Source organism: Neolewinella agarilytica (assembly GCF_900110645.1).
GTDB classification, from domain to species: domain Bacteria; phylum Bacteroidota; class Bacteroidia; order Chitinophagales; family Saprospiraceae; genus Neolewinella; species Neolewinella agarilytica.
Genome location: NZ_FOFB01000015.1, coordinates 17,374 through 42,891, shown reverse-complemented (window position 1 = coordinate 42,891; position 25,518 = coordinate 17,374). Strand labels below are relative to the sequence as shown.

Here is a 25,518-nt window from a genome sequence, read left to right as displayed (position 1 = left end):
CCCCGGCAGGCATAAATTAATGTAGTACAATCCCTCGATTTGGCTGTTTATTCCATCAGTGACCTGGAGAAACTCACCGGCATAAAGGCCGCGACCCTCCGTGCCTGGGAGCAGCGATACGAGATCATCACGCCCCGGCGTACGGAAACCAATATTCGCTACTATCTGGACGAAGACCTGCGGGAGCTGCTCAACGTTGCCCTGTTGAATAAAAACGGGATGCGGATATCGAAGATCGCTAAACTGCGCGCTGATGAGCGCGCCGCCCGGGTAGCCGAGATCAGCTCCATCAGCATCAGCCCGGATACCCAGCCCGATGCGCTCACGCTGGCCGTTGTTGAGATGGACGAGTTCATGTTCAGCCACATCGTCGATACCAATATTCGCCAACGCGGCTTCGAAGAAACGATGCTGGAACTGATCTATCCTTTTCTGGATAAGCTTGGTGTACTTTACTTCACCGGCTCCGTTACTTCGGTGCAGGAGGCTTTCATCAGTAACCTGATCCGCCGCAAAGTGATTGCCGCCACGGATGCGCTGCCCCTGCTGAAGCGCCGTCGTCGGCCGGTTTTCTGCCTCTACCTGCCGGAGGGCGAACGTCAGGAACTTAGCTTGCTCTTTATCCAGTACCTGCTACGCAAACGTCAGTTTTCCACGGTTTACCTCGGCGGGGATGTAGCGATCTCGGAGCTCAGCGATATTTCCTCCATTACGGAAATCGATTACTTCTTTACCATTTTCTCCAACGCTTTCGTCAATGAACCCGTAGAGCAACACATCGAGGCCGTCCTGAAGGGTAGCCCCGATTGTGAATTCCTCCTCACGGGTTATCAGGCTTCTTTGCACGACTTCTCCGGCCACGAGCGCGTTCATACGCTGAACGGCCTGGAAGAAATGCTGGCTTTCGTGAAGGAGGTGGGCAATGGGTTGGTGGGGTAGTACTACCTATGTGGATCAGGGCTCAATCTTCAGAGTAAGCTGACGATTTGGGCTCTCTCAAGTCTTTCTCCACTCGGCGGAGGAGCGAAACTCCTTCGTCATAACGCTCGGCCGATGAGCTCGTCGGTCGCGGAGGGTAGGGAAGCCAATGGTTATCCCCCCAAGCCTTATTTCAATTCATCGAGGATTTCTGCTGCAGGGAACAACCCTCCAGCCTGCAGACCTTTCAAGAGCTCCAGGTTTTTGCCTGCTTCTTCGAGCTCTTCATTTCTGAGCTCCAACAGGGCCTGGTAGTAGACAAAAGCTGCTTTTGCCACAGGGGCCTCTTTCGGCATCGCCTCCAGGTAAATTCTCCCCTCGGCATATTCCCCACTTGCCATGGCGGCAGTCGCCGCGAGTAACTCGATGGTGTATTCTTCGGGCTCAGGGTTACTCTCCAGATAAGCCCGAAAAGCAGTAAGCGCATAATCATAGCGCCCTTCCTGATGATCGCTAATCCCTTGCCGGAGAATGGAGGCGTCCGTATCGGTAGCCACAGCTGTCAACACCCGCTGCGCCCCGTAACCGCCCGGAGGGACGGGACTGAAGTATTCCGCATACAGCAAAGCTCCCTTCCGGGCAGTTTGGTATTGGCTGACCGCCAGCGTACAGAGTGCCAGCAGCAATAAACCAAAAAGTAGAGGGAGCGCTTTTTTCAAGACGAATACTTAATTGTGCTGCAAAGGTACGGCGGGGATCGGTGGGAATTGGTTAGGGAACGGTTAATTTGTTGAGGTATAGGTTGCAGGTTGCAGGATGCCGGGTGCGGGGTGCAGGGTGGCACCTCCAACCTGCAACCTGCAACTTGCAACTTGCAACTTGCAACCTGCCTCAATACCCCCGCAAATCCGAAAATCCTTCCAGGCTAATAATCTGCCAATCGTTCAGCACCCGCTCCACCTCTGCGGGGTGGATGGCAGCGATGGCGACCAGAGTTGTGCCATGGTCGGGGCTGGGGACGAGGTCGTTGTAGTACTCCGGGAAGCTCTTTTTCTCCGTTTCCGTAGCGTTGCTGCGGTTGAGTTGGGTCGTGCGGGTGGCGTTGCTCCAAACCTCAAAACCTAAGCCGGCTTCAAAGCAGAGCTTTTCCAGCTGTTGGATGGCAGCGGATTTACTGGTATGCAGCAGGCAGCTGTGGGTAGTATAGGGTGATTTTTTTATTCGCGACAGAGACTGATAGACGGGAATTCGTCGCTGATCGACGACGTTGGTACCCCGGCGGCTACGCCGGTCGTAGAGCATCATGTCCCGATAGCGCATTCCGCTGCCCGGGTGAGGGATGCTGAGGATGCGGCCGCGACTGGCATCCAGGGGTTGCATCCAGAGGATTTCGTAGCCGTCGGCTCCCTTGAGCTCGAGGCCCAGTGGCCGGTCGAGCGGAACCCGCTCGAAACCAAACTTACTCCATACCGTCTGCGCTACCCGCATTCGGCCAAGGCCTACGGCCGCCAGGCCGAGGTGCCACCAGGAGTCCCGGTCATCAGCATCCAGCGCCACGGCCTTCTTGAAATAGTGAAAAGCGGGTTTCCACTCCCGCCGCCGATGATAGATGTGCCCCAGCGCAATGAAACCTTCCGGCCACTCCGGCACCAGACGGATGATCTTCTTCAACAGCTTGACCGACGTATACACGTCCCCTACTTTATCGTAGCGGAGGGCTTCCTCATAAAGGGCCATGTAGTTCGGATCCATCGATGGGTCGTCAGGCAATGCTGTTCGGTTTGTTTAGGGCGAAGATAACGATGGCGGCGTTGGGAAGTTGCATGGAGAGGTGGACTGCTACGCAGCTTCGGTTAACCACAGAGTTGCTTTGCGTAAAAAAAATCGTGCAGCGACGCCCTCCCACGACTCCTCAGTGCGGTAGCCTGCCAGACCACAAGACCATCAGACTACCGTATCTTTCCCCTGTGTTACGCCTCCTTATATACACACTGTTCTTCAGTCTGACACTTCCCCTCACGGCCCAACCCTTCGGTTTCCTCAACTGGTCGGTCGCCGAGGGGCTGCCCCAAAGCCAGGCCTCCGCCCTGGCCGAAGACACCCACGGCTACCTCTGGGTAGGCACCCGGGGCGGGGGCGTTGCGCGCTTTGACGGGGCAACCTTTCGGGTGTACACCATTGCTGACGGGCTGGGAGACAACTTCGTCAACGGCGTTTCCATCGACGAGGAAGGGAACGTGCTGGTGGCTACTAACACCGGTAATGCGTTGCTAAAATCAGGAGCGGAGGTTTTTGTCGCCACAAATCGCCGGCCCGAATTGCCCATCGTCGTTGATCCGCCCAACGATACCCTGAAGAGTGTAACGGCTTATTTGTCAATCCCCGGCGGCCGCAGCCTCGTCGGTACCCGCAACAACGGTCTCTACCTGCTGGATAGCAAAGCCACCATCCTCAAACAGTATACCGAAGCTGACGGCTTGCCTCAGAATGCCATCCGTGCCTTGTTAACCGACCGGCAGGGCCGGCACTGGATCGCCACCTCCGGTGGCGGCATCAGCCGGATGATCCCCACGGGAATGAGCCACTACGACCTCAACGACGGCCTGCTTGGGGAAAGAATTTACGCCCTCTGCGAAGGAAAAAACGGACGCCTTTGGGTCGGAGCTTCCCGCCAGGGAATGCAGTACTATGACTCTACGGGCTTCCACCGGCCAACGGTGAAGGACCCGACGAAAGGCGTAAAAATTACCTCCATCGTACAGGATGAAGCCGGCGATACTTACTTCGCTACGGATGGACGGGGCATTGTCGTGCTCAGTGACAGTGGTCGGGTAGACCGTATCACCCGCCAGGAAGACCTGCCGGAAGACTGGATTATGCGATTGCTTCCGGAGAAGGAGGCCGGGAAAATATGGGCCGTCAGCTATCGGGATGCCGTCGCTTCCATTGAGCGAATAGACTCCACTTTTCAGCTGACGACCTTCACCCTGCCGGATGGCGCAGCGGAGTCGAAGTTCTCCGACGCTATTCCTCACCCGGCGGGTGGGCTGTTGATGGGAACTCAGGAAGGGAAGGTACTCCACTGGAACCCGACCAGCGAAAAGCTAGTGACTTATGGCGCGGCCAATGGTCTGCCCGCAGGACCGGTCAAAGCGCTGGCCCTGCGCCGGAATACACAGTTGTGGGTGGCCGTGGCGGGCTACGGGCTTTACTTCACGGATTTGCGGCAAGTCAATCCTACCTTCTTTCCACTGCCTCCACTCTTCCGGGATTTATCGACAAATATTTTTCAGCTGACCGCGGCGCCTGACCGGCCGGAACTCTGGATTGGCACCGAACGGGGCGTTAGCCGCTTGTACCTGAATAAGGATGGACTGCCCGATTACCTGCGTCACTACGGTCGGTCGGAAGGCTTTCTGGGTGGAGAAACAACTGCTGCTTCCCTGATCGATGCGCAAGAGAACATCTGGTTTGGTACGATGAACGGACTCGTCCGCTACGAGGATGATACCCCGGGGGACTACCTGGAGCCGCCACCTACTTTTCTGGAGAGCATCAATCTGTTCTATAAACCGCTGGATACGGCAGATTACCGGCTGGAAAATGGCGTTCCTCATTTCTCCGCCAGCAATAACCACCTCAACTTTCGCTTCCGGGCCATTGATCTGACTTATCCAGAACGCATCCGTTACCGCTGGAGACTGGGAGGCGGAGAAGGGGATTGGTCGCCGCCTTCGGATGAGTCTTCAGTACGCTACGCTGGCCTTCCGAGCGGTCGCTATGACTTCGCCGTCGCGGCCACCACCGACGGCGGAAAGACCTGGGGCGAGCCAGTGGAATATACCTTCGTGATCGAGAGCCCGCTCTGGAGATCTACCTGGTTTCTGGGGCTGGTGAGTTTGTTGGGTGCCATATTTTTGATCGGCGGCTTTTACGCCTTCTATCGTAGGGTCCAAACGCGGGAGGCCGCTAAAAGAAAGCAATTGGAAGCCCGCAACGAGGTGCTGGAACTGGAACGCAAAGCACTGCAGTTGCAGATGAACCCGCACTTCATCTTTAACGCCCTCAATGGCATCCGCGGACTGGTAGACGGCCATCATGACGCCGAAGCGCGCGATCAGATCAGTCGTTTTGCCGGGCTGATGCGCGGCATTCTGAACAACAGCCGGCAGGCCAGTATTCCGCTTACGGACGAGATCAAAACCCTCGAAGATTATCTGCGGATGGAGCAATTCTGTCAGCCATTTTCTTTTACGTTTACCATCCACCCTCCCGGAGAGGAAGACCCCGAGGAGATCAGTTTGCCGCCCATGCTCTTGCAGCCTTTTGTGGAAAATGCTGTGCTGCACGGACTCTCCGGAAAAGAAACGGGAGGTCACATCGACGTACGGTTCATCATGCGCGGCCGCAGGATGCAATGTTTGGTGGAAGACAACGGCATCGGCCGCCAGGCGGCCGCCGCGCTGAGGAAGTCTCGTGCCCCCGGGCATAAGTCCGTAGCGCTCGAAGTTACCCGCGCCCGGGTGGAAGCCATGAAGGGGAAGCTCAGCATCAGTGACCGCCCGGAGGGCGGTACGGTGGTTGACCTGACGATCCCGGTGGAGACCTGGTAAGGAGGGATTAGTCTTGTTGTCTGGTAGGCTGCCGCATTTTGTAGGCGGCAATGTAGGGTAGGTGTTATCTTGGCCAAAACTACCTCTCGCGGCCGCCTATCACACCTCTGAAATGCGGCAGCCTGCCAGACTACCCCTCGCGGTAGCCCAAAGAACCAAATGACCAACCATGACCGCCATCATCATCGAAGACATGCCCCAGGCCCTGGCCGCCCTCAAAGCTGACCTGGCCGCGCACTGCCCGGAAGTAGAGATTATCGGTACGGCTGACAGCGTCGTCTCCGCCGCCAAGTTGCTGCGCTCGGAGAAACCCGACATACTTTTTCTCGACATCATGCTCGGGGACGGTACCAGCTTTGATATCCTGGAGATCGTGCCTGATCTGAGCTCAGAGCTGATTTTTGTGACGGCCTCCGACGAATTTGCCGTACGGGCCTTCCGCTTCGCGGCAGTGGATTACCTGCTTAAACCAGTAGAAAGTGAACTGCTGCGCGCGGCCGTTGACCGCGCCATCGAGCGCCGGGGGCAGGCTCACCCCGAAAGTATTGACCTGCTCAAGAATACCATTCGCCACCCCGATGATCTACCCGAGAGAATCAGCCTCCATACCTCTGAAAACATCGTTGTAGCGACGATCAAAGACATCATCCGCTGCGAGTCGGATTCCAATAACACCCGCTTTTTTCTGCAGGGCGAGAAACCGGTCTTCGTCACCAAAACCCTCAAGCACTACGAGCGGTTGCTGAACGAGCATCACTTCATTCGGGTACACCAGTCTCACCTCGTCAATCTTCGCCACGTCGTGGAGTTTAAAAAGGTAGACTCCGGCTACCTCCGCCTGAGCAACGGCGATGAAGTGCCCGTCGCCAGCCGGAAACGGGCGGAGGTGGTGGAGTTATTGCGCTAAGAAAACTTTGCTCCTCATCCCCTCACACCGCACCTGCGGCCGCGCCCCAAAAGACAAAACCGCCCGACCAATCGACGAAGTGCCGAACCAAGCCCGCCACCCAAGCGTACTCTTCCTACCTTTAGGTTCCAAGATTTCCCCATGATTCCATTGACCATCATCAGCGTTTTATTGCTCGTCGCTCTGTTGACCATTTTCAAAATGTGGAGCAGCAACCGCATGCCCGGTAAAAAGCAGCGTGCCCGCGCCGTCCGCGAACTCAAAGAAGAGATGGATAGCTGGAGTGCTGACCTCGTGCCGCTGAATAAAGAAGAGCTGGACCTGTTCAGCCTGGCGCAGGACAAGCAAGTCGTGAAAACCGGAGCGGGCGCTACCGCTAAAGGCACCTTTACCACCATTTTTCACGAGCCGGTGGTGAGTTACAGCTACCGCCGCTACCTCGGTAAGCAGGTCAACGAGTTGCTCTACGCCCGCACGGCGGAGCACGATTACGTCTACTGGACCGAAAACGGAAAGACCACCCTGGAAATCGATGATCAACCCGTAGGGACACTTTCCAACGGCGCGCTGCTCGGCGCCCGCACCGGCAAACCTATCGCCCAAATCGCCGCCGAAGCCGAAGAGAATTACCTGCCCATCAGTGTCGGCAACCGGAAAGTAGGCTCCATCACCACCTCGCCCACCAGCAAGACCGATCCGCTGAGCCAGCGCGCCTTCGAGTTCATCCCCGATGACCTCAACGAAAAGGAGGAACAACTGCTGATGAGCCTGGCAACGCTGGAACTGGTGCGACGGAGCCTGTAGATTCCCTGATTTACGCTCTTTGCCCATTATCGCGAAAGAATGGCTAATTAAGTACGATGGGCTCCCTCGTCGGCTTTGCCGACTCGGTCAACCATCGCTACATCAAACGCCCTTCCAGGGCTGGCTTTGCCTGTTTACCGGTAATTGGTAAGGACCACCTGGCCTGCCGGTCCAACTAACTCAGCCCGGAGAAATTCTTTTTCAGAAGTAGCAATGGTTACTTCAGGCGTGCTTTTGCAAAGGGTGCTAATCAAGTTCGACTTCGGAGCAGAGACACGAAAGAAGCGCAAACGACAACCCACCTCTGGCAAGCGCTCTGCAGGCGAAGGGTCTCCACACCAGTCGATCAGGAAGGGTAGGGTGCGAACGGCTTCCGTTCCGGGGTCGGTGAGTTGCCAGCGCAGCGTTTTGCCGCTGTCGAGTTGGCGGCTACCGGGCTGTATGGCGCCTGCACCGGGAATTTGTGTTTCCAGGAGTTTAGCCTTGCTTATAAGGTCTGCTCCATTGACTTGTAGCCCCCAACGGCTTAGCCTGCCGGGCAGCTCTTTAGGCAGATGATCCGCGCCCATCCAGCGATTGCCAGAGAACTCCAGATTGTCGGGGTCAACGGCCATCAGCTCGAAGTAAGTCTTCGGGCCAATCCGTAGCAACACGTTTTTGGTTCCCCGATTGAGGTGGCGGCCGCCGGGGGAAAAGCTTACACCGAGGGCCTTACCCAGCTTGGCGGCGGCTTCATCGAGGTCATGGACGAGGTATACTAAATGATCTATCATGGGCGCGTTTGTACCGCCGACTGCGCTTCGCGTAGGCTTTCGGCGGTCAGTCGGTGGGTTCTTATTCCGCCGACTGAAGTCGGCGGTACAAAACCAATATCCCCCAAATACATTTATTTACCAATGAAACACATCCAAGCGCTGTTCCTTTTACTCCTTTTCCCCTTCTTTTCGGCTTGCGATGGCAACACCGCCGCCCGGAAGGCCGCCCGTGGCGAAAATTACGTGCCAGCGCCGAACCGGATTTTCTTCAAAAACACCCGCGCCCGGCACTACACTGCCGAAGACTTGCCGGCTAACTTTACCGTCTATCGGCACGAAGATATTCTGGCGTCCGATGCCGCATTGATACCCACCATTGTTGACCGATGGATTGAAGATCGAGCCCAGCTTTTATTAGAAACCCGCCTGCAGCAGAGTGATTCACCTCAGTTCCGCCCTTTTCGTATGGAAGTATCCCCAGACGATGAGTGGCAAGTTATCCCCTTAACGACTCCTCCAACGGTCGACGAAATCAAAGTGCTCCAGGATCATATATATCAGGGCCACCAGCTGCGCATCGTCTCCGGCCTGGATACGCTGAATGCGTTTCCCCAGAGTGCGCTGCCCGCTGCCCGCGAAGTTTTTAATGATTTCCTCCGTCTGATTGATCAGGAATAGGTAGTATCTAAAAGGCCGTTAGGCCGTCTACACGAAAACGAGCACAGCTCTGTTTCCGTCTAAAGACCTCGCATAGCGATTTCTACCCTGCCACCCGTCTCCAGCCATAGCGAATGAAGATCAGCAGGACAATGAAGATGATCAGTAAGTACTGAATCGGCATGTAGGTAAAGGCTACAATACGGACTCTGTCGATAAACCACATAATTACCAATACGGAAGAGATCATCATCACCAGTCCGCCCAGTCGGCTGAAACCCGGTAGCGATTCGATCCGAACCTGTTTTTTGACAATGAAGAAGGTCAGTAGCATACTGGCAATGGGGAGAATCTGGAGCAGGAGGTTGGCATCCATAATGCTGGCCCGTTCAAACAGCCACTTATACACGTTATAAGCGATCGATAAAATAGCGGGCACGGCTACGAGGTATACCAGCGTACTGTAGAGGTAGTTCCACGGGGGAAGGTGGCCTTCTTCGCTTTCCATCCAACCCGCCAGCAAAGCGGCGAAGGGGATCAGCGCAAAATAGAAAAGTACGTTGGCCGGGTGGTTGAGGGCGTAGTCGAAGAAGTCTTGTAGCGTCATGGGGCGAAGATAAGAGTAGTATTTTGGTTCTTTGGTCTTTTGGGCTACCGCATTTTACAGGTCGCAAAGTGTGAGGGCGCACGCTTTTTAAACCAGGAGCCCAAGGTCTCCGAAGTGTGGCAGCCTAAAGACAGAGAGAGTTTAATTTTTGAGAGTTTAGGAGAGTATATAGGATGTTTTCCCTCTCTGCGTTCTCTCCTCCCTCCGCGCCCTTCTGCGTGAAAAAAGTCGCGCAGTGGCGCCTCCCCCGCCTCCAAAATGCGGCAGCCTCAAGACCGGGGAGTTGGATTTTAGGATTTAAAGCAGGATAGATAGGATGTTCCCCTCTGCGTTCTCTCCTCCCTCCGCGCCCTTCTGCGTGAAAAAAGTCGCGCAGCGACGCCTCCAAAGTGCGGCAGCCCCAAAAGACCAAAGAACCAAAGAACCAAAAGACTAAAAAACATCATCCACCCACCGCCAAGGCATCCCCCCCGCCAGATCGATCCGGAAAGAAATCCGGCTTAGCAGGCTGCCCCGCTGTTCGAGGAGCATTTTGGTGTCGGGGTCGGAGACGAGGGGAAGGTAGATCCCCGCGCGTCCTTGCAGGACGCTGAGGGAGACACCACCCACCCAGCTTACCTCCCCGCTCAGGGGATCGGAGCTGGTGGATCGGAAGCCGTAGTAGCCGGCATCCAGGAACACCCCGAAAGGAATCCCAAGTGGCTGGAAGGGTAAGTCGGCGTCCAGGTTGAGGGCCGTCAGGTATTTATTGCTGGTGCCGAAAGGGAGGGACGGACTGATGGGCGCGCGGAAGCCGCCCTGCCGGCGGCTCAATTGCTGCTCGTGCCAGCCGTCAGCGCGGCGACCGAAGTAGAGGTCGTCGTAGCGGTAATCGCTGTTGGCATTGTCGACAAGGGAGAAGCCGCTGGGCAGTCGGGCGGCGCTCTCGCTCAGGGAATTGCTGAGAAAGGTACCGCCGTAGAGGCGCCAGCGGAGGAAGCGGCTGCGCTCGTATTGGTAGCCGCCGGTGAGCTCGCCTTCCAGGCGGAGGTGGCGGGCCTCGAAGGCTTCGGAGCGCAGGTCGTCCCGGTCTTTATACTCCAGAGAGATTTTGTAAGCCAAGGGGTTGAGCTCCCGCGCCAGCTCCCGCTCGTAGCCGAGGCGGAGGAAGTGATTGGTTTCCTCCTGCTCGCCGACCGGAATGGGGGAGCCCTCGAAAAGGGGGCGGTCTTTGCTCAGCCGAATGAGTTGAAGAGACAGCCGGCTCTTGCGCTGAGTGATGGGCGGATGGTCGAATACCAGCTCTCCCTTCAGGGCGGTGCGGGCGTAGGCGTAGGCTTCCTCCGTTTGCGGCAGCGTGAAGTCGCTGAAGCCTTGGGTGCCCAGACTGATGAGGGCCTGTTGCACCCCGGCCATCGGGCGGGGAATGCGGTAGCGGCCACCGGCAAAACCGGCCAGCGTTCCGCTGCCAAAACCGTACATCGGGGCCAGCATCCACTCGAAACGACGGGGCTCCAGGGTGCGGTTGTGGAGGGCGGCACCGAGCAGAATGCCGTCGTGGGTGTTGTAGCCGGCCAGCGGAAGGGCGAAGAGTTGGGTTCGCTGCGGATCGTCTTGTTGTGTGCCGAAGCCAAGACTCAGTTTTCGGATACCGCCGGACCATAAATCCAGCGGGCTATTGGGCGCGGACGCAGGTGCAAGGCGAGGACCAGAGACAGCCGTGCCGTCCTTCCCATTCCAGTCCGTCGTTTTCGTCGTCATAAACCCTTCGGCGAACCAGGGGGAGAGTTCTTCGCGCAGGTTATCGTCCATCGTCCGGAAGAAATCTTCCGGCCCGGGGTGGCGGAAGGCCCAGTCGCGGTAGTAAGCCTGCATCGCAGCGTCCAGCTGGTCTGTGCCAACGTATTGTTCCAACTCCGTCAGCGCCAGGGTGGGTTTGCTGTAGGCTTCGATCCAGTAGTTCATCTGGGAGAGGCTGTCGGAACGGGTGTCCGGTGCCTGGTCCTTTCCCTGTCGGGCGGTGTAGTGGTAGCCGAGACGGTTATAGTCTACGTTTCCGACGACGGGATAGAGCAGCTCCCTATCCGGATAGTAGGTGTCCATGTACCGTTTTTCGTAGTAGCTGTTGAGGCCTTCGTCCATCCAGGGGTGATCCCTTTCGTTGCTGCCCAGGATGCCGTAGAACCAGTTATGGCCGACCTCATGGGTAAGGACTTCGTCCAGATCAGCGGCGGAGCCGTTGCGACCGATGACGGTAATCATCGGGTATTCCATGCCGCCGCCGGCGCTGAGCGCCGACTGCAAACCCGTCACCTGCGGGTAAGGATAAACACCAACGTGGTCCGAGTAAAAACGGGTGGCCCGTTTCAGGTAGTCCGTGGCGTCTTTCCACAAGCCCGCTTCCGTTTCGGTGAACATTGCCCAGACGTCGATCGGCCCTTGCTCCTTTACCTCACTCTGCACCTGCGTGCGCGCCACATTGAGGGTGTCATACAGCACCTTGAACCGTTTATCCGCAAACCAGGCAAAGTCATGCACCCGCTCCGCCACGTAGGTAATGGTCTTCTTCTCCGCCGCCGAGGCTGGAAAGGGCTCCCGTACGTAACCATTGGAAAGGTCGTCGCGGGCCGCCAGTGCCGCCCGGTCTGTTTCCGCCTTTTCCAGTAGCCAGTCGCGTTCTTCCGCTTCCCGCAGTGTGCCGGTAGCGCCCACTACATAGTTCTTCGGCAGGGTCAGTTGCACCTGGAAACTACCAAACTCGCTGTAAAATTCCCCCTGGTCGAGATAGGGCATCGGGTGCCAGCCGTCCTGGTCATAAACGGCCGGCTTAGGGTACCACTGCGTCATCTGATACGACTGGCCTACGTGGCCCAACCGCGAGAAGCTGGCCGGGATTTTTACCCGGAAGGGCGTCTCGATCACCACCTCGTCACCCGGTTGCAGGCCCTTCGGCAGGCGGAGCCAGGTAATGTCCGTTGCCGCAAACTGATGGCTGGCGTCATAACCATCCACCTTGAAGTTCAAGCTGTCCAGCGTGCCCCGGTATTTCTTATCGGCATAGTGAAAGCGCGTGCTGCCATTGCGCAGTTGCTGCCGGGCAAAAGCACTCTCGTCTTCCGCATAGGCCCGGGGCCAGAGGTGGAAGGCGATGCTGTCCAGCACGTCAGTTGAATTGTTTTTGTACGTCAGCCGCAGGTGGGCGTGAAGTTCGTGCTTGTCGTCGTCGAGCCGGGCTTCAATGTCGTAGTGGACTTCCTGCTGGAAGTAGCTCTGCGCCAGCAGGCTTTGATGGACGATTAAAAAAGAAAGCAGGACTAGGAGCACGCGCATGGATCGGAAGGCTTTGGCGCTAAGGTCGGGTTTGGGGGGGATATGGGGAAACGGTAATACCGGATCGTACGGATAACGAAAACATCGGGGCAAGCCCCGATGCTACGAGAGGCGGACCTCCGGTCCTTCTCCACCCGGCCTCCACCCCATCAGCCCCGGATGGGGCGTCTTTCGGTAGCGATGGCCGACCAAGTCGGCGCAGCCGACGCGGGAGCCCATCGCGCGCATAGCCCCATCGTGGGGCGTAGCCCATCGCAAGATTCCAACTCAATCCTTCCTGCCCAATTCATAACTAAGCCCCAAAAAAGTATAAGTGGGTACAGCACTTAAATTGAAAAAGTCTGCTCCGAGTAAGGGGTGTTCCACTCTAAGGTTAATCCCCACCGGCCCCAGTGAGACAGACAAACCAGGCCCCGCCATCCCAAACAGTATCCCTTCAGTATAGGAAACGGTGCGGGTGGATGTTTCATTCCCATCGTTATTCAGCCGGGTGGTAAAGGTTTTTTCTTCCTGCCCGTACGTAGGGATGATGAAAAGGCTTAGGGTCGGGCGTAATTTGCTTTTATGGGTAAGCAGAAACGCGGCTTCCAGGGGAACCCGTAGCAACCATTCGTTTTGCCCCTCGTCATCAAGGGGTGTCAGCAACAATACTCCGAGCCCCGCCCCCATGGTCAGGGAGTTGGATTGGAGTACATTTTGAAAGCGTAAGGAGTAGTCTCCGGTAAAGGTGCTACCTAATGAGTTATTACCGATAACGTTGAAACTCCGTGGAGAACCGCTTAGGGAGAGCTGGTGCCATATCTTCCTCTTGTCGCTAGTGTTCAATACGACATTGCTGCCGGCTGGGTTCAGGAAAAGGTTGTAGTCCGTAACGAGTCCGGATAAGTCCTCGTCCCGAAATTTCAGCTTTTCGACCCGCTTATTGACTTCCGGCCAGTCTGCCATCAGGTAACGCAGCCCGCCCCGGTACTTTTCCTGTACCCGGAAGCGAGACTGCGTAAGTTGTTCTTCCACTCGTTCCAGCTTGTAGAGTTGCCCCGATGGTCGCTGGAAGTAGTACACATAGTTTTTTACATCAGAAAGGGCCTGAAAATATTCGTTGCCCCGTAGCTCTACCCGGAAAAGTGTGTTTTCACCATCGACTAAGACTAACGCAAAGCGTGGCACCATCATCTCTTCCCCTTCGGCGGAGGTGAAGGTATGGGTGATCTTGCGGTAGTGAATACCCTGCTCCGGAAAGCCGAAGCCCTGGATGTCTGTGGTAGATAAGGCTTGAATGTTGCCGTCGTCTTCACGTACCTGAACGCTTAAGTAGTCGCTTCCCTCCTGGCTGATGGCAGCCCGGATGCTGTCTCCAGCCTGCTGATAGTAGTAGCCAGGCTGGAAGTTTTTTATTTGGGCCTGGAGGGGGAGGGAGAGGAGGAAAAATATAATGTAGGGTGTCTTCATTGTAATGAAGGCGGATTTTAATTGATTAGAGAGATTAATTGGTTGCGTTGAAGGTGATAAAGTTAATCTTTAATGGAACTTCTACATTTGCGACTAATTTATAATTTGAACTGCTGGAATTTTACTCGCAATGAAACACAGGATTAAACCTATAAACGTTCCTGTAATGATATCAGATTTTAATGGCTGATCTGGCTGTCCCCAGCCAAAGAGTAGTTTTGTGAAAGTAATTATGCCAATAATTTCAAGCCAGTTGATTATGAAGAGCGGATTGCCAGACAATATGATTGACCATTTTCCTTTGGCGAAGAAAAGATAGAATATTATAATAGGATAATAAGTTGTGAAAAGTGTTTTTTGCCCCACATCGCCTTTCCAAAGTATAAGTGACGAAGCAAGAATGATTATCCACTTGAATAACGTTATTCCGTAGCTTTCATAGCTTGCCTCACTTATATAGTTCATCGTGCCATTAAAACCATATCTAAACATGGTGAAATGGATTGTGTCAACAACTAAATAAATAAGAAGAGAGATGAGTGTTATTCTTTCCGATTTAATTTTCATTAGACTTGTAGTTGCGAATAAGATTAATAAGAAGATCGTATGCTTCTCGATTGTTTAACTGTACATGTCCTTTAATCGCTACTTCTCCATTTTGACTAGAAGTTACAGCTCCAAATCGTTTTTCTACAGTGCCATCTTTATTCGTATAGTTGTAGGAGAATCCAAATACTTGGCCACGTTCAGTATCTACATAGTCAAGCTCTGTGAAATCACTAACCTTCAATCCTGCGGAATTGTAAAAACTTGGCGCTTTTTTAAACTTGAGACCGTATTTTGCGTATGATGTTCTCATCTTTGATTCACCATAAATTGCGCGCATGAAGTTAACCCTTGGTACATTTGAAAGTTCCATTTCTTTATGGTCCCGAATTCTTTCTCCAGTTTCGTGCTGCCAAGCGTGTCCGAGCTCATGATACAAGATATATTGGCTTTTTCTAGACCCTTTTTCTATAGAGGAATACCAAGAAGTGCCAACAGCTAAAACGGATCGAGCAGGGATAGTTGAAAACGTTGACCAATTCCATTCTGCTCTATCGTAATAATGAGTATTTGATGTCGTATTCGTTACCCTTATTTTATAATTATTTTCTGAACTAATAAGTCTGTTTAGCAGACTTCTACCAGCATGAAAAGTAGAAATGAAGGCAATGTTTCTTAGAGATGTATACCTACGGTTTATAAGGATTATTTTTTTTCCATCGGGGTCAAGAGCGTTTACAGGCATGTTGCCTACATAAGAATATGAACTAATGGGAACGTATTTGTCAGCCAACGGATCAACCTGCCCCCACCTCCCACTAGCCGCATCATACCACCGCGCCCCATAATCGATCAGGCCAACTTCTCCAATGAGTTCTTTACCGTTGTAGTTTTCGCGGGAGTTGGTCCCTGCCACATCCCCAAACACCCCGCCTCCTTTCTGCTGCAGTCCAAAGGGGTAGAAATCCATGACTTGTCCGACTTCTGCCGTTGGGCCAAGGAGTTCTACTTTTTTGTCTTTGTTTCGGTCGGTGAAGGTCAGACGGATGTTTCCAAGGTGGTCCTTATGGTAGTATTCAGGAAAGAGTTCTTCGTTTTCTGCGTCAAAAACCAAGCGGCCATCGCCCGTATTGGCAGCTTCGAGGGTGTACTCCTCTTCGTCATCCTTTTTTTCGAAGGTCAGGGCTCCGACGTACATTCTGCTTAGTTTATCGTTCTGATCTTGAATGTTGGTGACTTTTTGTAATAAAGGTAGCGTATGCCAACTTTGTGTACCAGTACCTCCCAACGAAAACTTCAGTAACTAGCTCATTAGGCCAGCCCCGGAGGTGCTATGTAAATTTCCAAGGCTTCCGGGAAGTTTTTATCTTTGATTTAAGAAGACGGTTTAGCTTGCTAGGCCAGTCACCGTAGGCGAGCCTTCGAGCTCGCCTATCTTTTTTGTTGTCCGGCTCCGGTGTATCTCGGCCTGATAGGGCTGTCCGGACTTAACTACACCAAAGGCTACACGGAGTAGTTGGCGGATTACGGCCGTTCGGGCCTGTTTTTTCTCCATCCCCTTTTCGATAGCTTTCGTATAGGTTTTAGCGAATACGCTTTTACCCCGCGATATTGACCCCAGGCCTGGATACGGCGCTGACCGTAGATGTGCATTACCCCGTTTGGAGATTCGACTGGTCCCATTCACTGACGTTCCGGACTGATTTTGGATGATATCTAGGCCAGCATACTTGATTAGCTGGTTGCGATTTTCAAACAGGTGAAAACAGTCAGTTTCAGCCATGATTACATAGGCCGTTATCTTGCCTATGTAAGGAATAGAGACTAGTAGCTCATACCTTTCACCAAGCGTCTTGTCTTGTTCTCGTAGCAGGTCCATTTCAAGCTCAATTTCCTTGATCTGTTTTTGTAAAAAGCGTACCTGTTTTTCAAGCCGCTTGATGGTAACTTTTAGTGGCTTATGACCTGCCCGAAGCGCCTTTAAGCGATTTTTGGACATCGTGCAAGTTTTCGTAAGTGCCTCGCGCTCACGAGATAACTCTCGTAGTTGGCGCATTAGTGGACTCATTGGTGCCCAAGCGATAGGAACATGACGAGAGACGTAGCTAGCAATGATTTTAGCGTCAATGGCATCCGTCTTAGAGAACTCATTGAGGCTACGGGCGAAGTACTTAATCTTATTGGCAAGAATGACGCTGAGCGTATAGCCTTGCTCAAAAAGAAAGTAAGCGAGTGGTTCATAGTATCGGCCAGTGGCTTCCATGCCCACATGGACTAACTCTTTAAGGGCCCCTTTGGTCGATAGCCATTCAGCAAATGCTTTGCTGCCAGTTAGTGTATTTTTAAACTGCTTAGTGGCTACCATTTCAAGGGTACGATTATCGTAGACTTTTTGCAGGCAAGCATCAAAGCTCTCCGATGAGATGTCTACACCGACACAGTAGGCGATTATGTTAGAATTTGTCATTGTATGGTGAAGGTCAAATGGTGAAACAATAGACAAAGAACTTCCGTCGTCTTCCCTTGTAGCTTTATCGTTCCTAGCAGCGAAAATGACTACTGGATTAAGTGCTATCGTGACTCTAAAAGCCTTCTAACTGAAGCGGTAGAACTCCGGGAGTGACTGGTCCTGAAAGATCGTCTAAGGGACGTTCGACCTGCATTCAGCTAAAAGTAAGATCGTTATTTTAGTCGTAGCTAACGATGAATAATGATCCTGATACAAACATACAAGGGGCGTCTCCCCGTAGCGATGACCGACCAAGTCGGCGCAGCCGACGCGGGAGCCCATCGCGCTTGGCAAGCGCACACGCAGCCCCATCGCGCAAAGCCAACTACAAGGCCTGCCCCCCGTTAACCAACGTTAATAACCGTTAACCCACCCAACCAAACCCTGGTCTCAGCGGTCTTTAGCATACACTTTGATCCAAAACATCCGTTCCCTAGATATAAAAGTGAGAAAAGCATGAAAAAACTACTGTTCATCGTCCTCGCCGCCGTAGTGGGCGGCCTCGCCGCCCTCGGCGGCGCCCAACTCTTTGGTTGGAACCAACAAGTAAAGTACGTAGAGGTAGCGGGCCAGCCGGCCGTGGAGTACGCCAACTTCGCTGACCCGGCCACCACTACCAACGTTAACCCGGCCCCGACCACGGGCTTTGCCACAGCAGCTGATAAGGCACTTCCCGCCGTAGTACACATCAAGGCCAGTAAGCAAGCCAGTGGGCGTAGCGTTGGCGGTAACCCCTTCGGTATTGATCCGGATCAAATGCCCGACGCCTTCCGCGACCTGTTCGGCAACCCTTCACCAGATGGCAGAACGCCTCAGCGGCAGGCACCATTACAGCAGGGCTCCGGCTCCGGTGTCATCATCAGCCCCGACGGTTACATCGCTACGAATAACCACGTAGTGGATGGCGCCGAAAACCTGGAAGTAGTGCTCAACGATATGCAGACCTATGAGGCGGAGATTATCGGTGTTGACCCAACGACAGACATCGCCCTCATCAAGATCGACGCTACCAATCTGCCAACGGTCAAGTTTGCCGACAGCGATAAACTCCGCATTGGCGAGTGGGTGGTGGCCGTAGGCAACCCTTTCAGTCTGACGAGCACGGTCACGGCCGGCATCGTCTCCGCCAAGGGGCGTAGCATCGATATCGTCCGCCGTACCGGCGGCGAGCTGGCCATCGAGTCGTTCATCCAGACAGATGCCGTCGTTAATCCCGGGAATTCGGGTGGCGCCCTGGTCGACATCAACGGCGACCTGGTGGGCATCAACACTGCCATCAGCAGCCCGACGGGTGTGTTCGCCGGCTACAGCTTTGCCGTTCCTTCGGCGATTGTGAGCAAGGTCGTAAAGGACCTTCGTGAATTTGGTGTCGTACAGCGTGGCCTGTTGGGTGCCCGGATCATCGAGCTGAACACCGCTTTTGCCGAAGAGAAAGGCATTGACCGCGATAATGGTGTATTCGTTAATGAAGTAACCGAGAACAGTGCCGCGGAAGAAGCGGGTCTGAAGGCAGGAGACGTGATCACTGCCGTTGACGGTGTGCCAACTCTCCGCAATAGCGAGCTGCTCGAACAGCTCGGTCGCCGCCGGCCGGGAGACAATGTCGTCATCACCTATGAACGCGGAGGTGACGAAAGGCAGGCAACCGCCCGTCTGAAAAACTCCGAAGGCAATACGGAAGCTATTCTTCCCAAGCCCGTTCCGGAAGTCGTCTCTGAACTGGGGGCTGAATTTGTCGACGTCGATGAAACGGTTGCCGAAGAGCTGGAAATTTCCGGCGGTGTGCAGATCGCCGACATCAAATCCGGCCTTCTTTATGAGCAAACAAAGCTCCGTCCGGGCTTCATCATCACCCACGTGGATGATCGCCGGGTAAAGGACGTCGAAGACTTCAATAAGATCATGAGTCGCGCCAGCGGTGCCGTCGGCATTGAAGGGGTTTACCCGGACAACCCCGATAAGGTGATCGGGCTAGCGATTAAGAAGTAGTGTAGTTTTGTAGTAATGTAGTTTTGTAGTAGTGTAGTGCTGCCTAACCCCCCTGCGGCAGCACTACACTACTACAAAACTACCCGACTACATTACTCCATTAGTCGTGAAGTGACAGTCTGAAGCCTCCGTCTACACATCTTTTGCCAGTCAAGATAGTTGTGTATACATGATCCGCAAGTTGTCACTACTATTGGTTTTGCCGCTGCTTACACTTTTGAGTGTAGCGACTCCCGGGCCATTGGAGGCTCCTACCCGGACGTTGACTTTGTCCGTAGATAACATCCGGACGGCCAGTGGCACGATATGGGTGGGGGTTTATACTTCCGAAGACGATTTTCTGGACCGGGAAAAAGCACGACTGGTCGCCGCAAAGGTGAACACTGCCGGTCGGGTCTACATCGAAATCCCGGATATGATGATCGGTAAGGAATATGCTCTCGGCCTTTTCCACGACGTTAACGATAACGGAGAGTTTGACCTGAACTGGCTGGGCCTTCCGTCGGAGCCATGGGCCTTCAGCGGTACGCCTAAAACAAGGCTTCGGTTACCTTATTTTAATGAGGTAAGCTTCCGGGTGGATGGAATGACCCCGGGGAAGATGGTGAGGCTGCGGAAGTGGTAGTTCTGCTGATTCGGAAACCCGACCGGTCTTTGGTGTCGTAATGAGTTACTCTATTATGGAACACAAAAAAGCGGACAGCATATTATCCCTGAGGCTTGAATGCTGTCCGCTGATTATTAGAACATGAATAGTGCAAACTACCCACCCGTCACCATACCACCATTGATGTGAATGGTTTGACCGGCGATGTAGCTGGAGTCTTCGCTGGCGAGGAAGACGTAGGCGGGGCCCAGTTCGCTGGGCTGCCCGGGGCGGCCCATGGGGGTATTGGCACCGAAGTCTTTGGTGTTGTTCATGCCACCGGGGATGAAGGGTGTCCAGATGGGGCCGGGAGCTACGGTGTTGACGCGAATGCCCTTCGGTGTCAGGCTGTCGGCCAGAGAGCGGCTAAAGGCGAGGTTAGCTCCCTTGGTGGAGCTGTAATCCAGCATAGAGCCCATGCCCATGAAGGCATTGACCGAAGAAGTATTGATGATCGTTGAGCCTTTTTTCAGGTGCGGCATGGCAGCACGGGCGAAAAAGAAATAGCCATCGACGTTGGTACGGAAGGTCTTGCGCCAGTGCTCGTCGGAAATTTTGGTGAAGTCTTCAATCTGATCCTGAAAACCGGCATTATTGACGAGGCAATCCAGCTGGCCAAATTCGGCGATGGTTTCTTTGACGACGTAGTTGCAGAAAGAAGAGTCCCCCTGGTCGCCAGCAAAAGTGAGGCAACGGCGGCCTTCGCGTTCTACCAGTTCTTTGGTCGTTCTGGCGTCGCGGTCTTCGTTGAGGTAAACGATGGCTACATCGGCCCCCTCGCGGGCAAAATGCACGGCTACGGAGCGGCCAATGCCGCTGTCGCCACCGGTTATGATGGCTACTTTATTTTCCAGTTTACCGCTACCTCTGTATCCATCGCGGATTACTTCGGGGCTGGGGTCCATTTTAAATTCTACACCAGGATTACGGTCTTGTACCTGATTGTCAATATCATTAGCGTCGGGTTTCATCGGATAATAGTTTTGTGGGGTGGTATAAATAATAGGTCTGCTGACCGCGCGCAGGCAGTGTCAGGGCGCCGGAGCGCGGGTGCAGAGATGGGGCTTAAAAAGCAGGGGAGGGGATGAGCGAAAGCTCAGGTCAATTAACTGCGGGCACTGGTGCCGGCGTATTCAAAGCGGGTATCCCGCTCGGTAATGGGCTCACCATCATTGACGATAACATCTTCCACGTAGCCTACGAATAAGAGATGGTCTCCGTCGGTGGTCAGGGCATCATGGAGGCGGCAGTCCAGCGTTGCTACCCCACAATCGAGGATGGGAGCACCGGTGGTACCTTCTTTGTAGGAGATACCGTTGACCGTATTGCCGGAATAGTCAACATCGGAGTTGTTCGCAAATCGCTCGATCAGGTCCCGTTCGTCTTTGCCCAGAATGGTCAGAGAAAATACCTGACTTTTCTGAATGGTTTCGTTCAGGTCACTGTCTTTCTGAATGGCGATGGTAATGAGCGGTGGCTGGAAGCTGGTTTGCATCGCCCAGCTTACGGTGCCGGCACTTACCCAGTCTTTTGATCTGGTTGCCAGCTCTTCTCCGTCTGCACGAGTAGCTACTACATAGAAGCCATAGCTAAGTTGTTGAAGGGCCTCGTTAAGCCTGGTTTTGGTTGGGTTAGACATTATGTCTTGATTTTAAAGTTTACTAAATAAAATGAATATGCACTGTTCTCGTAACGGAAACAATGCGAGCCGTGTTCGTCAATGATTTATGTCATTAAGGCTACAATAACCCAATCGGTACAAATCAAAAGCAAGCTGAGGGGCGTTTACCTGGCGTCATCTTTTGCTAAATTAACCTCCCCTTGCACCAGCGTCCGCGCCGAAAAAGCCCAGGGGGAAGATGGAAATGCTGTCTGAATATTGCCAGCTCAAAGTTGCTTCGACATGAAAAGCTATTTTTATTTTCTGTTACCCCTTTTACTCCTGATCGTCTCCTGCGAGGATGATGATGACCCGGTAAGCACCGAAGCAGAATTGAGCATTGCCTTTCGGGGTGAATTCGGGGAAGATGATCTCGCTATCCAGAGCGCCACTTATGATTATCCAACCGGCGAGCAACTGAAGGTTCTTCTCTTTCAATACTACCTCTCCGATCTGGAACTTCTCCCCGCTGATGGTGGAGATGCCGTGCGCCTGTCAGACATCGAGCTGATCCGCTGGATGTCCGCTACCGAAGGCCCCGTAGCCACCAAAACCTATACGGTGCCCACCGGAGATTATCAGGGCATTCGCTTCGGGCTCGGCGTTAAGCCTGAATTGAACGCTCAGGACCCCAATAACTCCCCCGCTGACGGGACGCTCAACGAAAATGAGTTCTGGAACGCCAGCGCCCGCTACGTATTCGCCAAGATCGAAGCAAACGCGGATATGGAAGGAGACGGTGTTTTTGATACGCCGTTAACCTACCATATGGGGAGCGATGCACTGTATACGACAATTACCTTTACTCAGGACTTTAGCCTTGATGGTAGCAACGACCCTCAGCTAACCATCATCTCGGACGTTTTAGCCGCACTCTCTGACGGCAACAATACCTTCGATATTTCTGATGCTGACCAGCAGCGGGTCCACGGTGGAAACCAGGCCATCGCCAGTGATATCTGGAACCGGCTGGCGAATCAGTTTGAGCTGGAAGTTCGCTAGAGTATGAGATTGGAGGGTATCCATCCTTATTTTACCATAGTGGTGGCATTTTGCCATTGCCTATACAGGCTTTTCTCATCATTTAAGAAAATTTTCATCGAAGGGTCACCCCTCTCCAGCGAGGAACGAGCGGCATGGACCTCGGAGCAAACTCGTAGAGTTTTGCGGAGAAGCTGCGCAGCAAAAGGGGCCGGGGGAGAGGTTTCTGTATTCATAGCCGCTCTCCTCTTACTCCTCACCGCCTGCCAACCCGCCGAAGAACCCGTTCTCATCCCCGAACCCGAAGCCTTTGCCTCCATCATTTACCCGTCAGACAATCCTACCACCAGGGCTGGGTTGGCTTTGGGGAGAGACCTGTTCTTTGATCCCATTCTTTCGGCAGACTCAACGATAAGTTGTGGTACCTGCCACCAACCGGAGCGCGCTTTTACTGACGGGCTGGAAAAGAGCATTGGCATCTATGGTCGGGTGGGGCGTCGTAACGCGCCGGGCCTTACCAACGTCGGCTACCTCTATGAGACGCTATTCTGGGACGGCCGGGCGGATAATCTGGAAGCGCAGGCTTTGCACCCCATCGCAGAAGCGAATGAAATGGGTGGTAGCTGGCCATTGGTGGTCAGTAAGCTGCGGCAGCACGCAGATTACTGGCCTCGCCTGCAGGAGGCTTTTGGCCTGACGGCTAAAAAGGAACTCTCACCGGATCATGTTGGCAAAGCACTGGCCCAGTTTCAGCGTTCGCTTATCTCAGGAGACAGTAAGTATGACCGCGTAGAGCGGGGAGTGGACACCTACGACGAACTGGAAGCATTAGGCTACGCCATTTTTTTTGATTTAGCCGATGACCCGGACGGAGCGTTCGCTAACCTGCCGACAGGAGAATGTGCGCACTGCCATACGCCGCCGCACTTCACGAATCAGCGATTTTTTAATAATGGCCTCGACCTGGCGCACGACCTGGCTGATTTTGATGATGCTGGTCGGGGCGCCATCACGGAGAATCCTTTTGACCGGGGGGTGTTCCGGACACCGACCCTTCGGAACATAGCGCTTACGGCTCCCTACATGCACGATGGCCGGATGAAAACCCTGGCCGAGGTAGTTGATCACTACAATTCAGGCGGACAGTATGCCGAGAACCGAAGTGCTAATGTCTTCCCTCTTGGCCTGAACCCAAGACAAAAAGCCGGTTTGTTGGCCTTCTTGCAAACCCTTACGGATACTTCTTTCGTTAATAATGAGAATTATCGCCCGCTGCAACTGTCTGGCGAATAAGCTATTTCTATGCAACGTATTCTGGTAGTACTGGCCCTGGCGATCCTCTTTTTCTCTGCGAGTTGTGAGCCAGACCCACCGATAAGCTGTGATACTTGTCCGGAAGAGCCCGTTGACCGGGCAATCAGTGGACCATCAACACCCCTTGACTACAGTCTGGAAGTACCGGACTATCTGCCTGCTCCTATTCTTGACGAGGCTAATCCGCTGACCGTTGAGGGCATTGAGCTGGGACGCCGACTCTTCTACGACAAGATTATGGGCCGGGACAGTGCCTTTGCCTGTGCGGATTGCCACCAACAGGACAAAGCTTTTACGGACGGCAGAGCGCTGGCTGCGGGCATAGATGGAAGACTCGGAACGCGCAGCACCATGTCGATTGTCAATCTCGCATTTAACCCCAACGGTTTTCACTGGGATGGTGCCTTTGGTAAGCTATGGGAGCAGGCCATTCACCCCGTAGAGAATATGCTTGAGATGGACGAAGACTGGGAGAACGTTTTGATCAGACTTCGGCGGAGTGATGATTACCCGGAGCGCTTTCGTGCGGCCTTTGGCATCAGCCGGACCTCAGAGATTACGCAGGAGTTGGCCGTAAAGGCCATTGCTCAGTTTGAAATGACGATCATTTCAGCGGACAGCCACTTTGACCGGGTGGTGTACCAGAATTCAGAGTTTTTCACGGAGGAAGAACAGTTGGGAGCGGATAGTCTCTTTTTCGTTGAGGATGTACCGGTAGGAACCTTGCACCCCGGTTGTGGCCATTGTCATAATGCCCCATCTTTTGGAGATAACCGCTTCAAAAATAATGGGCTTGATGCGGTAAGCAGTCTGGATGACTTTTCTGATAAGGGACTGGGTGAGGTAAGTGGGAGCCGTTTTGACAATGGTAAATTCCGTACGCCTACCCTGAGAAATATTGCACTGACGGCTCCTTACATGCACGATGGGCGGTTTGCCACACTGGAAGAAGTGCTCGATCATTATGCTGCAGGAGGGCATGGAGTGGAAAATGAAGACCCGAATATTACGGGCTTTAGCCTCAATGATCGACAGAAGGCTGCGCTGTTGGCCTTCTTAAAAAGCCTTACGGATGAGAGCCTGATCGAAGATTCCCGGTTTTCTTCTCCTTTTGAGTAAAAAAAGGCGGGCAGGGCATTATTTTTTTGCAAAAAGTGCAAAATCAAGAGCGCGGGGAAGAAAAAATGCAAAAAAAATGAAGGAATTGGAGCAGATTTTTTTTGCGATAGAGTTATTGTGTTTCACTTTTTGTGATTGTAAATGGCTGGTAATCATGTTTTTATGATCTTATTTTAAATATTTTTTGTCACAAATTGATTAATGTGTCTTTTCTCTGGGCCTAATGATGCCCGATAATTGTATTGTCAAACGAAAGCAGAGATCGATGAACGCATCGATACTTTGGAAATACACACAGAGATTTTACCTTAGGTAGTAAGTCAGCCAGGATTTAAGAATGGCTGACTTACTACCCATAGTTTTCTCCCCTCGTTTTGACCACCAATCAAAGATTACGGGGCTTCGGCCCACTTTTTGCAATATTTTCATGAGATTACGATTTGTCAAATGGGTCATACCGGGCTAAGCTGCCTGGTGTGACCCATTTCTTTTTTTGCGTCCTAGTGAACACAGGGTGAAATTTTGGATTTGTGTAAACGGTGTCTGAATTGTTACCTTGTGCTTGGTTAGAAACCAGAGAACAACACGATTTAAGAGCTTAGGGAGTATTTACTGAAGAAACAAGATTTCCGTAAGACCGGTAGGTTTGATCCGGTTAACGGTCGTGCTTTATTTTTGGCCACATCTTTGATGGTGGTTGAACCGAATTTAAGACAGCCTCTTTCCCAGGAGGTT

The 25,518-nt window shown here is 53.4% G+C and carries 21 protein-coding genes; 10 read left to right on the top strand and 11 right to left on the bottom strand.

All coding sequences use genetic code 11. The annotated features are described in order from the left end of the window. Positions 1-39: 39 nt before the first annotated feature. Positions 40-939 carry a MerR family transcriptional regulator gene (locus BM123_RS13970; protein ID WP_090169581.1) on the top strand — a complete coding sequence of 300 codons (900 nt, stop codon included), beginning with the start codon at positions 40-42 and terminating at the stop codon, positions 937-939. Between the two features lie 167 nt (positions 940-1,106). On the opposite strand, the gene BM123_RS13965 is transcribed toward BM123_RS13970, so the two are convergent. Next, positions 1,107-1,637 (bottom strand): hypothetical protein, encoded by a 531-nt coding sequence (locus BM123_RS13965; RefSeq protein ID WP_090169579.1) that lies wholly within the window; start codon positions 1,635-1,637, stop codon positions 1,107-1,109. 172 nt (positions 1,638-1,809) lie between these two features. After that, the gene (locus BM123_RS13960) at positions 1,810-2,670 is read right to left on the bottom strand and encodes a tetratricopeptide repeat protein (protein WP_090169577.1); all 861 of its coding nucleotides are present in this window, start codon (positions 2,668-2,670) and stop codon (positions 1,810-1,812) included. 215 nt (positions 2,671-2,885) lie between these two features. Here BM123_RS13960 and BM123_RS13955 point away from each other — a divergent pair, with 215 nt between their 5' ends. The 3 genes from BM123_RS13955 to BM123_RS13945 all read left to right on the top strand — a co-directional run bounded on the left by BM123_RS13955 (position 2,886) and on the right by BM123_RS13945 (position 7,242). Then, on the top strand, positions 2,886-5,531 hold the full coding sequence (locus BM123_RS13955) for a sensor histidine kinase (RefSeq protein WP_175489390.1): 2,646 nt from the start codon (positions 2,886-2,888) through the stop codon (positions 5,529-5,531). Between the two features lie 169 nt (positions 5,532-5,700). Further along, complete coding sequence (locus BM123_RS13950; protein ID WP_090169574.1) at positions 5,701-6,438, top strand: LytR/AlgR family response regulator transcription factor; 738 nt, start codon at positions 5,701-5,703, stop codon at positions 6,436-6,438. 141 nt (positions 6,439-6,579) lie between these two features. After that, a complete protein-coding gene (locus BM123_RS13945; protein ID WP_090169573.1) occupies positions 6,580-7,242 on the top strand; it encodes a hypothetical protein in 663 nt (220 codons plus the stop codon). A 134-nt stretch (positions 7,243-7,376) separates the two neighbouring features. Here BM123_RS13945 and BM123_RS13940 read toward each other — a convergent pair whose 3' ends face one another. Beyond that, positions 7,377-8,015, bottom strand: coding sequence for a VOC family protein (locus BM123_RS13940; protein WP_090169571.1), 639 nt, complete (start codon positions 8,013-8,015; stop codon positions 7,377-7,379). Positions 8,016-8,138: 123 nt separating this feature from the next. On the opposite strand from BM123_RS13940, the gene BM123_RS13935 reads away from it, so the two are divergent. Further along, positions 8,139-8,675: a hypothetical protein gene (locus tag BM123_RS13935; protein ID WP_090169570.1), complete on the top strand. Its 537-nt coding sequence runs from the start codon at positions 8,139-8,141 to the stop codon at positions 8,673-8,675. Between the two features lie 82 nt (positions 8,676-8,757). On the opposite strand, the gene BM123_RS13930 is transcribed toward BM123_RS13935, so the two are convergent. From BM123_RS13930 to BM123_RS13905, 6 genes are all read right to left on the bottom strand, one after another. After that, the gene (locus tag BM123_RS13930; RefSeq protein ID WP_090169567.1) at positions 8,758-9,261 is read right to left on the bottom strand and encodes a hypothetical protein; all 504 of its coding nucleotides are present in this window, start codon (positions 9,259-9,261) and stop codon (positions 8,758-8,760) included. A gap of 432 nt (positions 9,262-9,693) precedes the next feature. Then, positions 9,694-12,570, bottom strand: coding sequence for a M1 family metallopeptidase (locus tag BM123_RS13925; RefSeq protein WP_090169565.1), 2,877 nt, complete (start codon positions 12,568-12,570; stop codon positions 9,694-9,696). A gap of 267 nt (positions 12,571-12,837) precedes the next feature. Further along, entirely contained in the window at positions 12,838-14,019 is a 1,182-nt protein-coding gene (locus BM123_RS13920; RefSeq protein ID WP_090169564.1) for a hypothetical protein, read from the bottom strand. A gap of 93 nt (positions 14,020-14,112) precedes the next feature. Beyond that, positions 14,113-14,586 (bottom strand): hypothetical protein, encoded by a 474-nt coding sequence (locus BM123_RS13915; RefSeq protein WP_090169562.1) that lies wholly within the window; start codon positions 14,584-14,586, stop codon positions 14,113-14,115. Beyond that, a complete protein-coding gene (locus BM123_RS13910) occupies positions 14,576-15,763 on the bottom strand; it encodes an RHS repeat domain-containing protein (RefSeq protein WP_090169561.1) in 1,188 nt (395 codons plus the stop codon). The genes BM123_RS13915 and BM123_RS13910 overlap by 11 nt, the downstream gene beginning before the upstream one ends. A 189-nt stretch (positions 15,764-15,952) precedes the next feature. Further along, complete coding sequence (locus tag BM123_RS13905) at positions 15,953-17,032, bottom strand: IS110 family RNA-guided transposase (protein ID WP_090169559.1); 1,080 nt, start codon at positions 17,030-17,032, stop codon at positions 15,953-15,955. Positions 17,033-17,530: 498 nt separating this feature from the next. Here BM123_RS13905 and BM123_RS13900 point away from each other — a divergent pair, with 498 nt between their 5' ends. Next, positions 17,531-19,063 (top strand): Do family serine endopeptidase, encoded by a 1,533-nt coding sequence (locus BM123_RS13900; RefSeq protein WP_090169558.1) that lies wholly within the window; start codon positions 17,531-17,533, stop codon positions 19,061-19,063. Positions 19,064-19,232: 169 nt separating this feature from the next. Beyond that, positions 19,233-19,688 carry a DUF2141 domain-containing protein gene (locus BM123_RS13895; RefSeq protein WP_090169556.1) on the top strand — a complete coding sequence of 152 codons (456 nt, stop codon included), beginning with the start codon at positions 19,233-19,235 and terminating at the stop codon, positions 19,686-19,688. Between the two features lie 137 nt (positions 19,689-19,825). Here BM123_RS13895 and BM123_RS13890 read toward each other — a convergent pair whose 3' ends face one another. Next, positions 19,826-20,680, bottom strand: a complete 855-nt coding sequence (locus tag BM123_RS13890) for an SDR family oxidoreductase (RefSeq protein ID WP_090169555.1) — start codon at positions 20,678-20,680, stop codon at positions 19,826-19,828. 134 nt (positions 20,681-20,814) lie between these two features. Further along, positions 20,815-21,348 (bottom strand): flavin reductase family protein, encoded by a 534-nt coding sequence (locus BM123_RS13885; RefSeq protein WP_090169553.1) that lies wholly within the window; start codon positions 21,346-21,348, stop codon positions 20,815-20,817. Between the two features lie 264 nt (positions 21,349-21,612). Here BM123_RS13885 and BM123_RS13880 point away from each other — a divergent pair, with 264 nt between their 5' ends. The 3 genes from BM123_RS13880 (at position 21,613) to BM123_RS13870 (ending at position 24,783) form a co-directional block, all read left to right on the top strand. Then, positions 21,613-22,371 (top strand): MbnP family protein, encoded by a 759-nt coding sequence (locus BM123_RS13880; RefSeq protein ID WP_090169551.1) that lies wholly within the window; start codon positions 21,613-21,615, stop codon positions 22,369-22,371. A 162-nt stretch (positions 22,372-22,533) separates the two neighbouring features. After that, positions 22,534-23,643 carry a cytochrome-c peroxidase gene (locus tag BM123_RS13875; RefSeq protein ID WP_245748559.1) on the top strand — a complete coding sequence of 370 codons (1,110 nt, stop codon included), beginning with the start codon at positions 22,534-22,536 and terminating at the stop codon, positions 23,641-23,643. 9 nt (positions 23,644-23,652) lie between these two features. Continuing rightward, on the top strand, positions 23,653-24,783 hold the full coding sequence (locus BM123_RS13870; protein ID WP_090169547.1) for a cytochrome-c peroxidase: 1,131 nt from the start codon (positions 23,653-23,655) through the stop codon (positions 24,781-24,783). Positions 24,784-25,518: the final 735 nt, after the last annotated feature.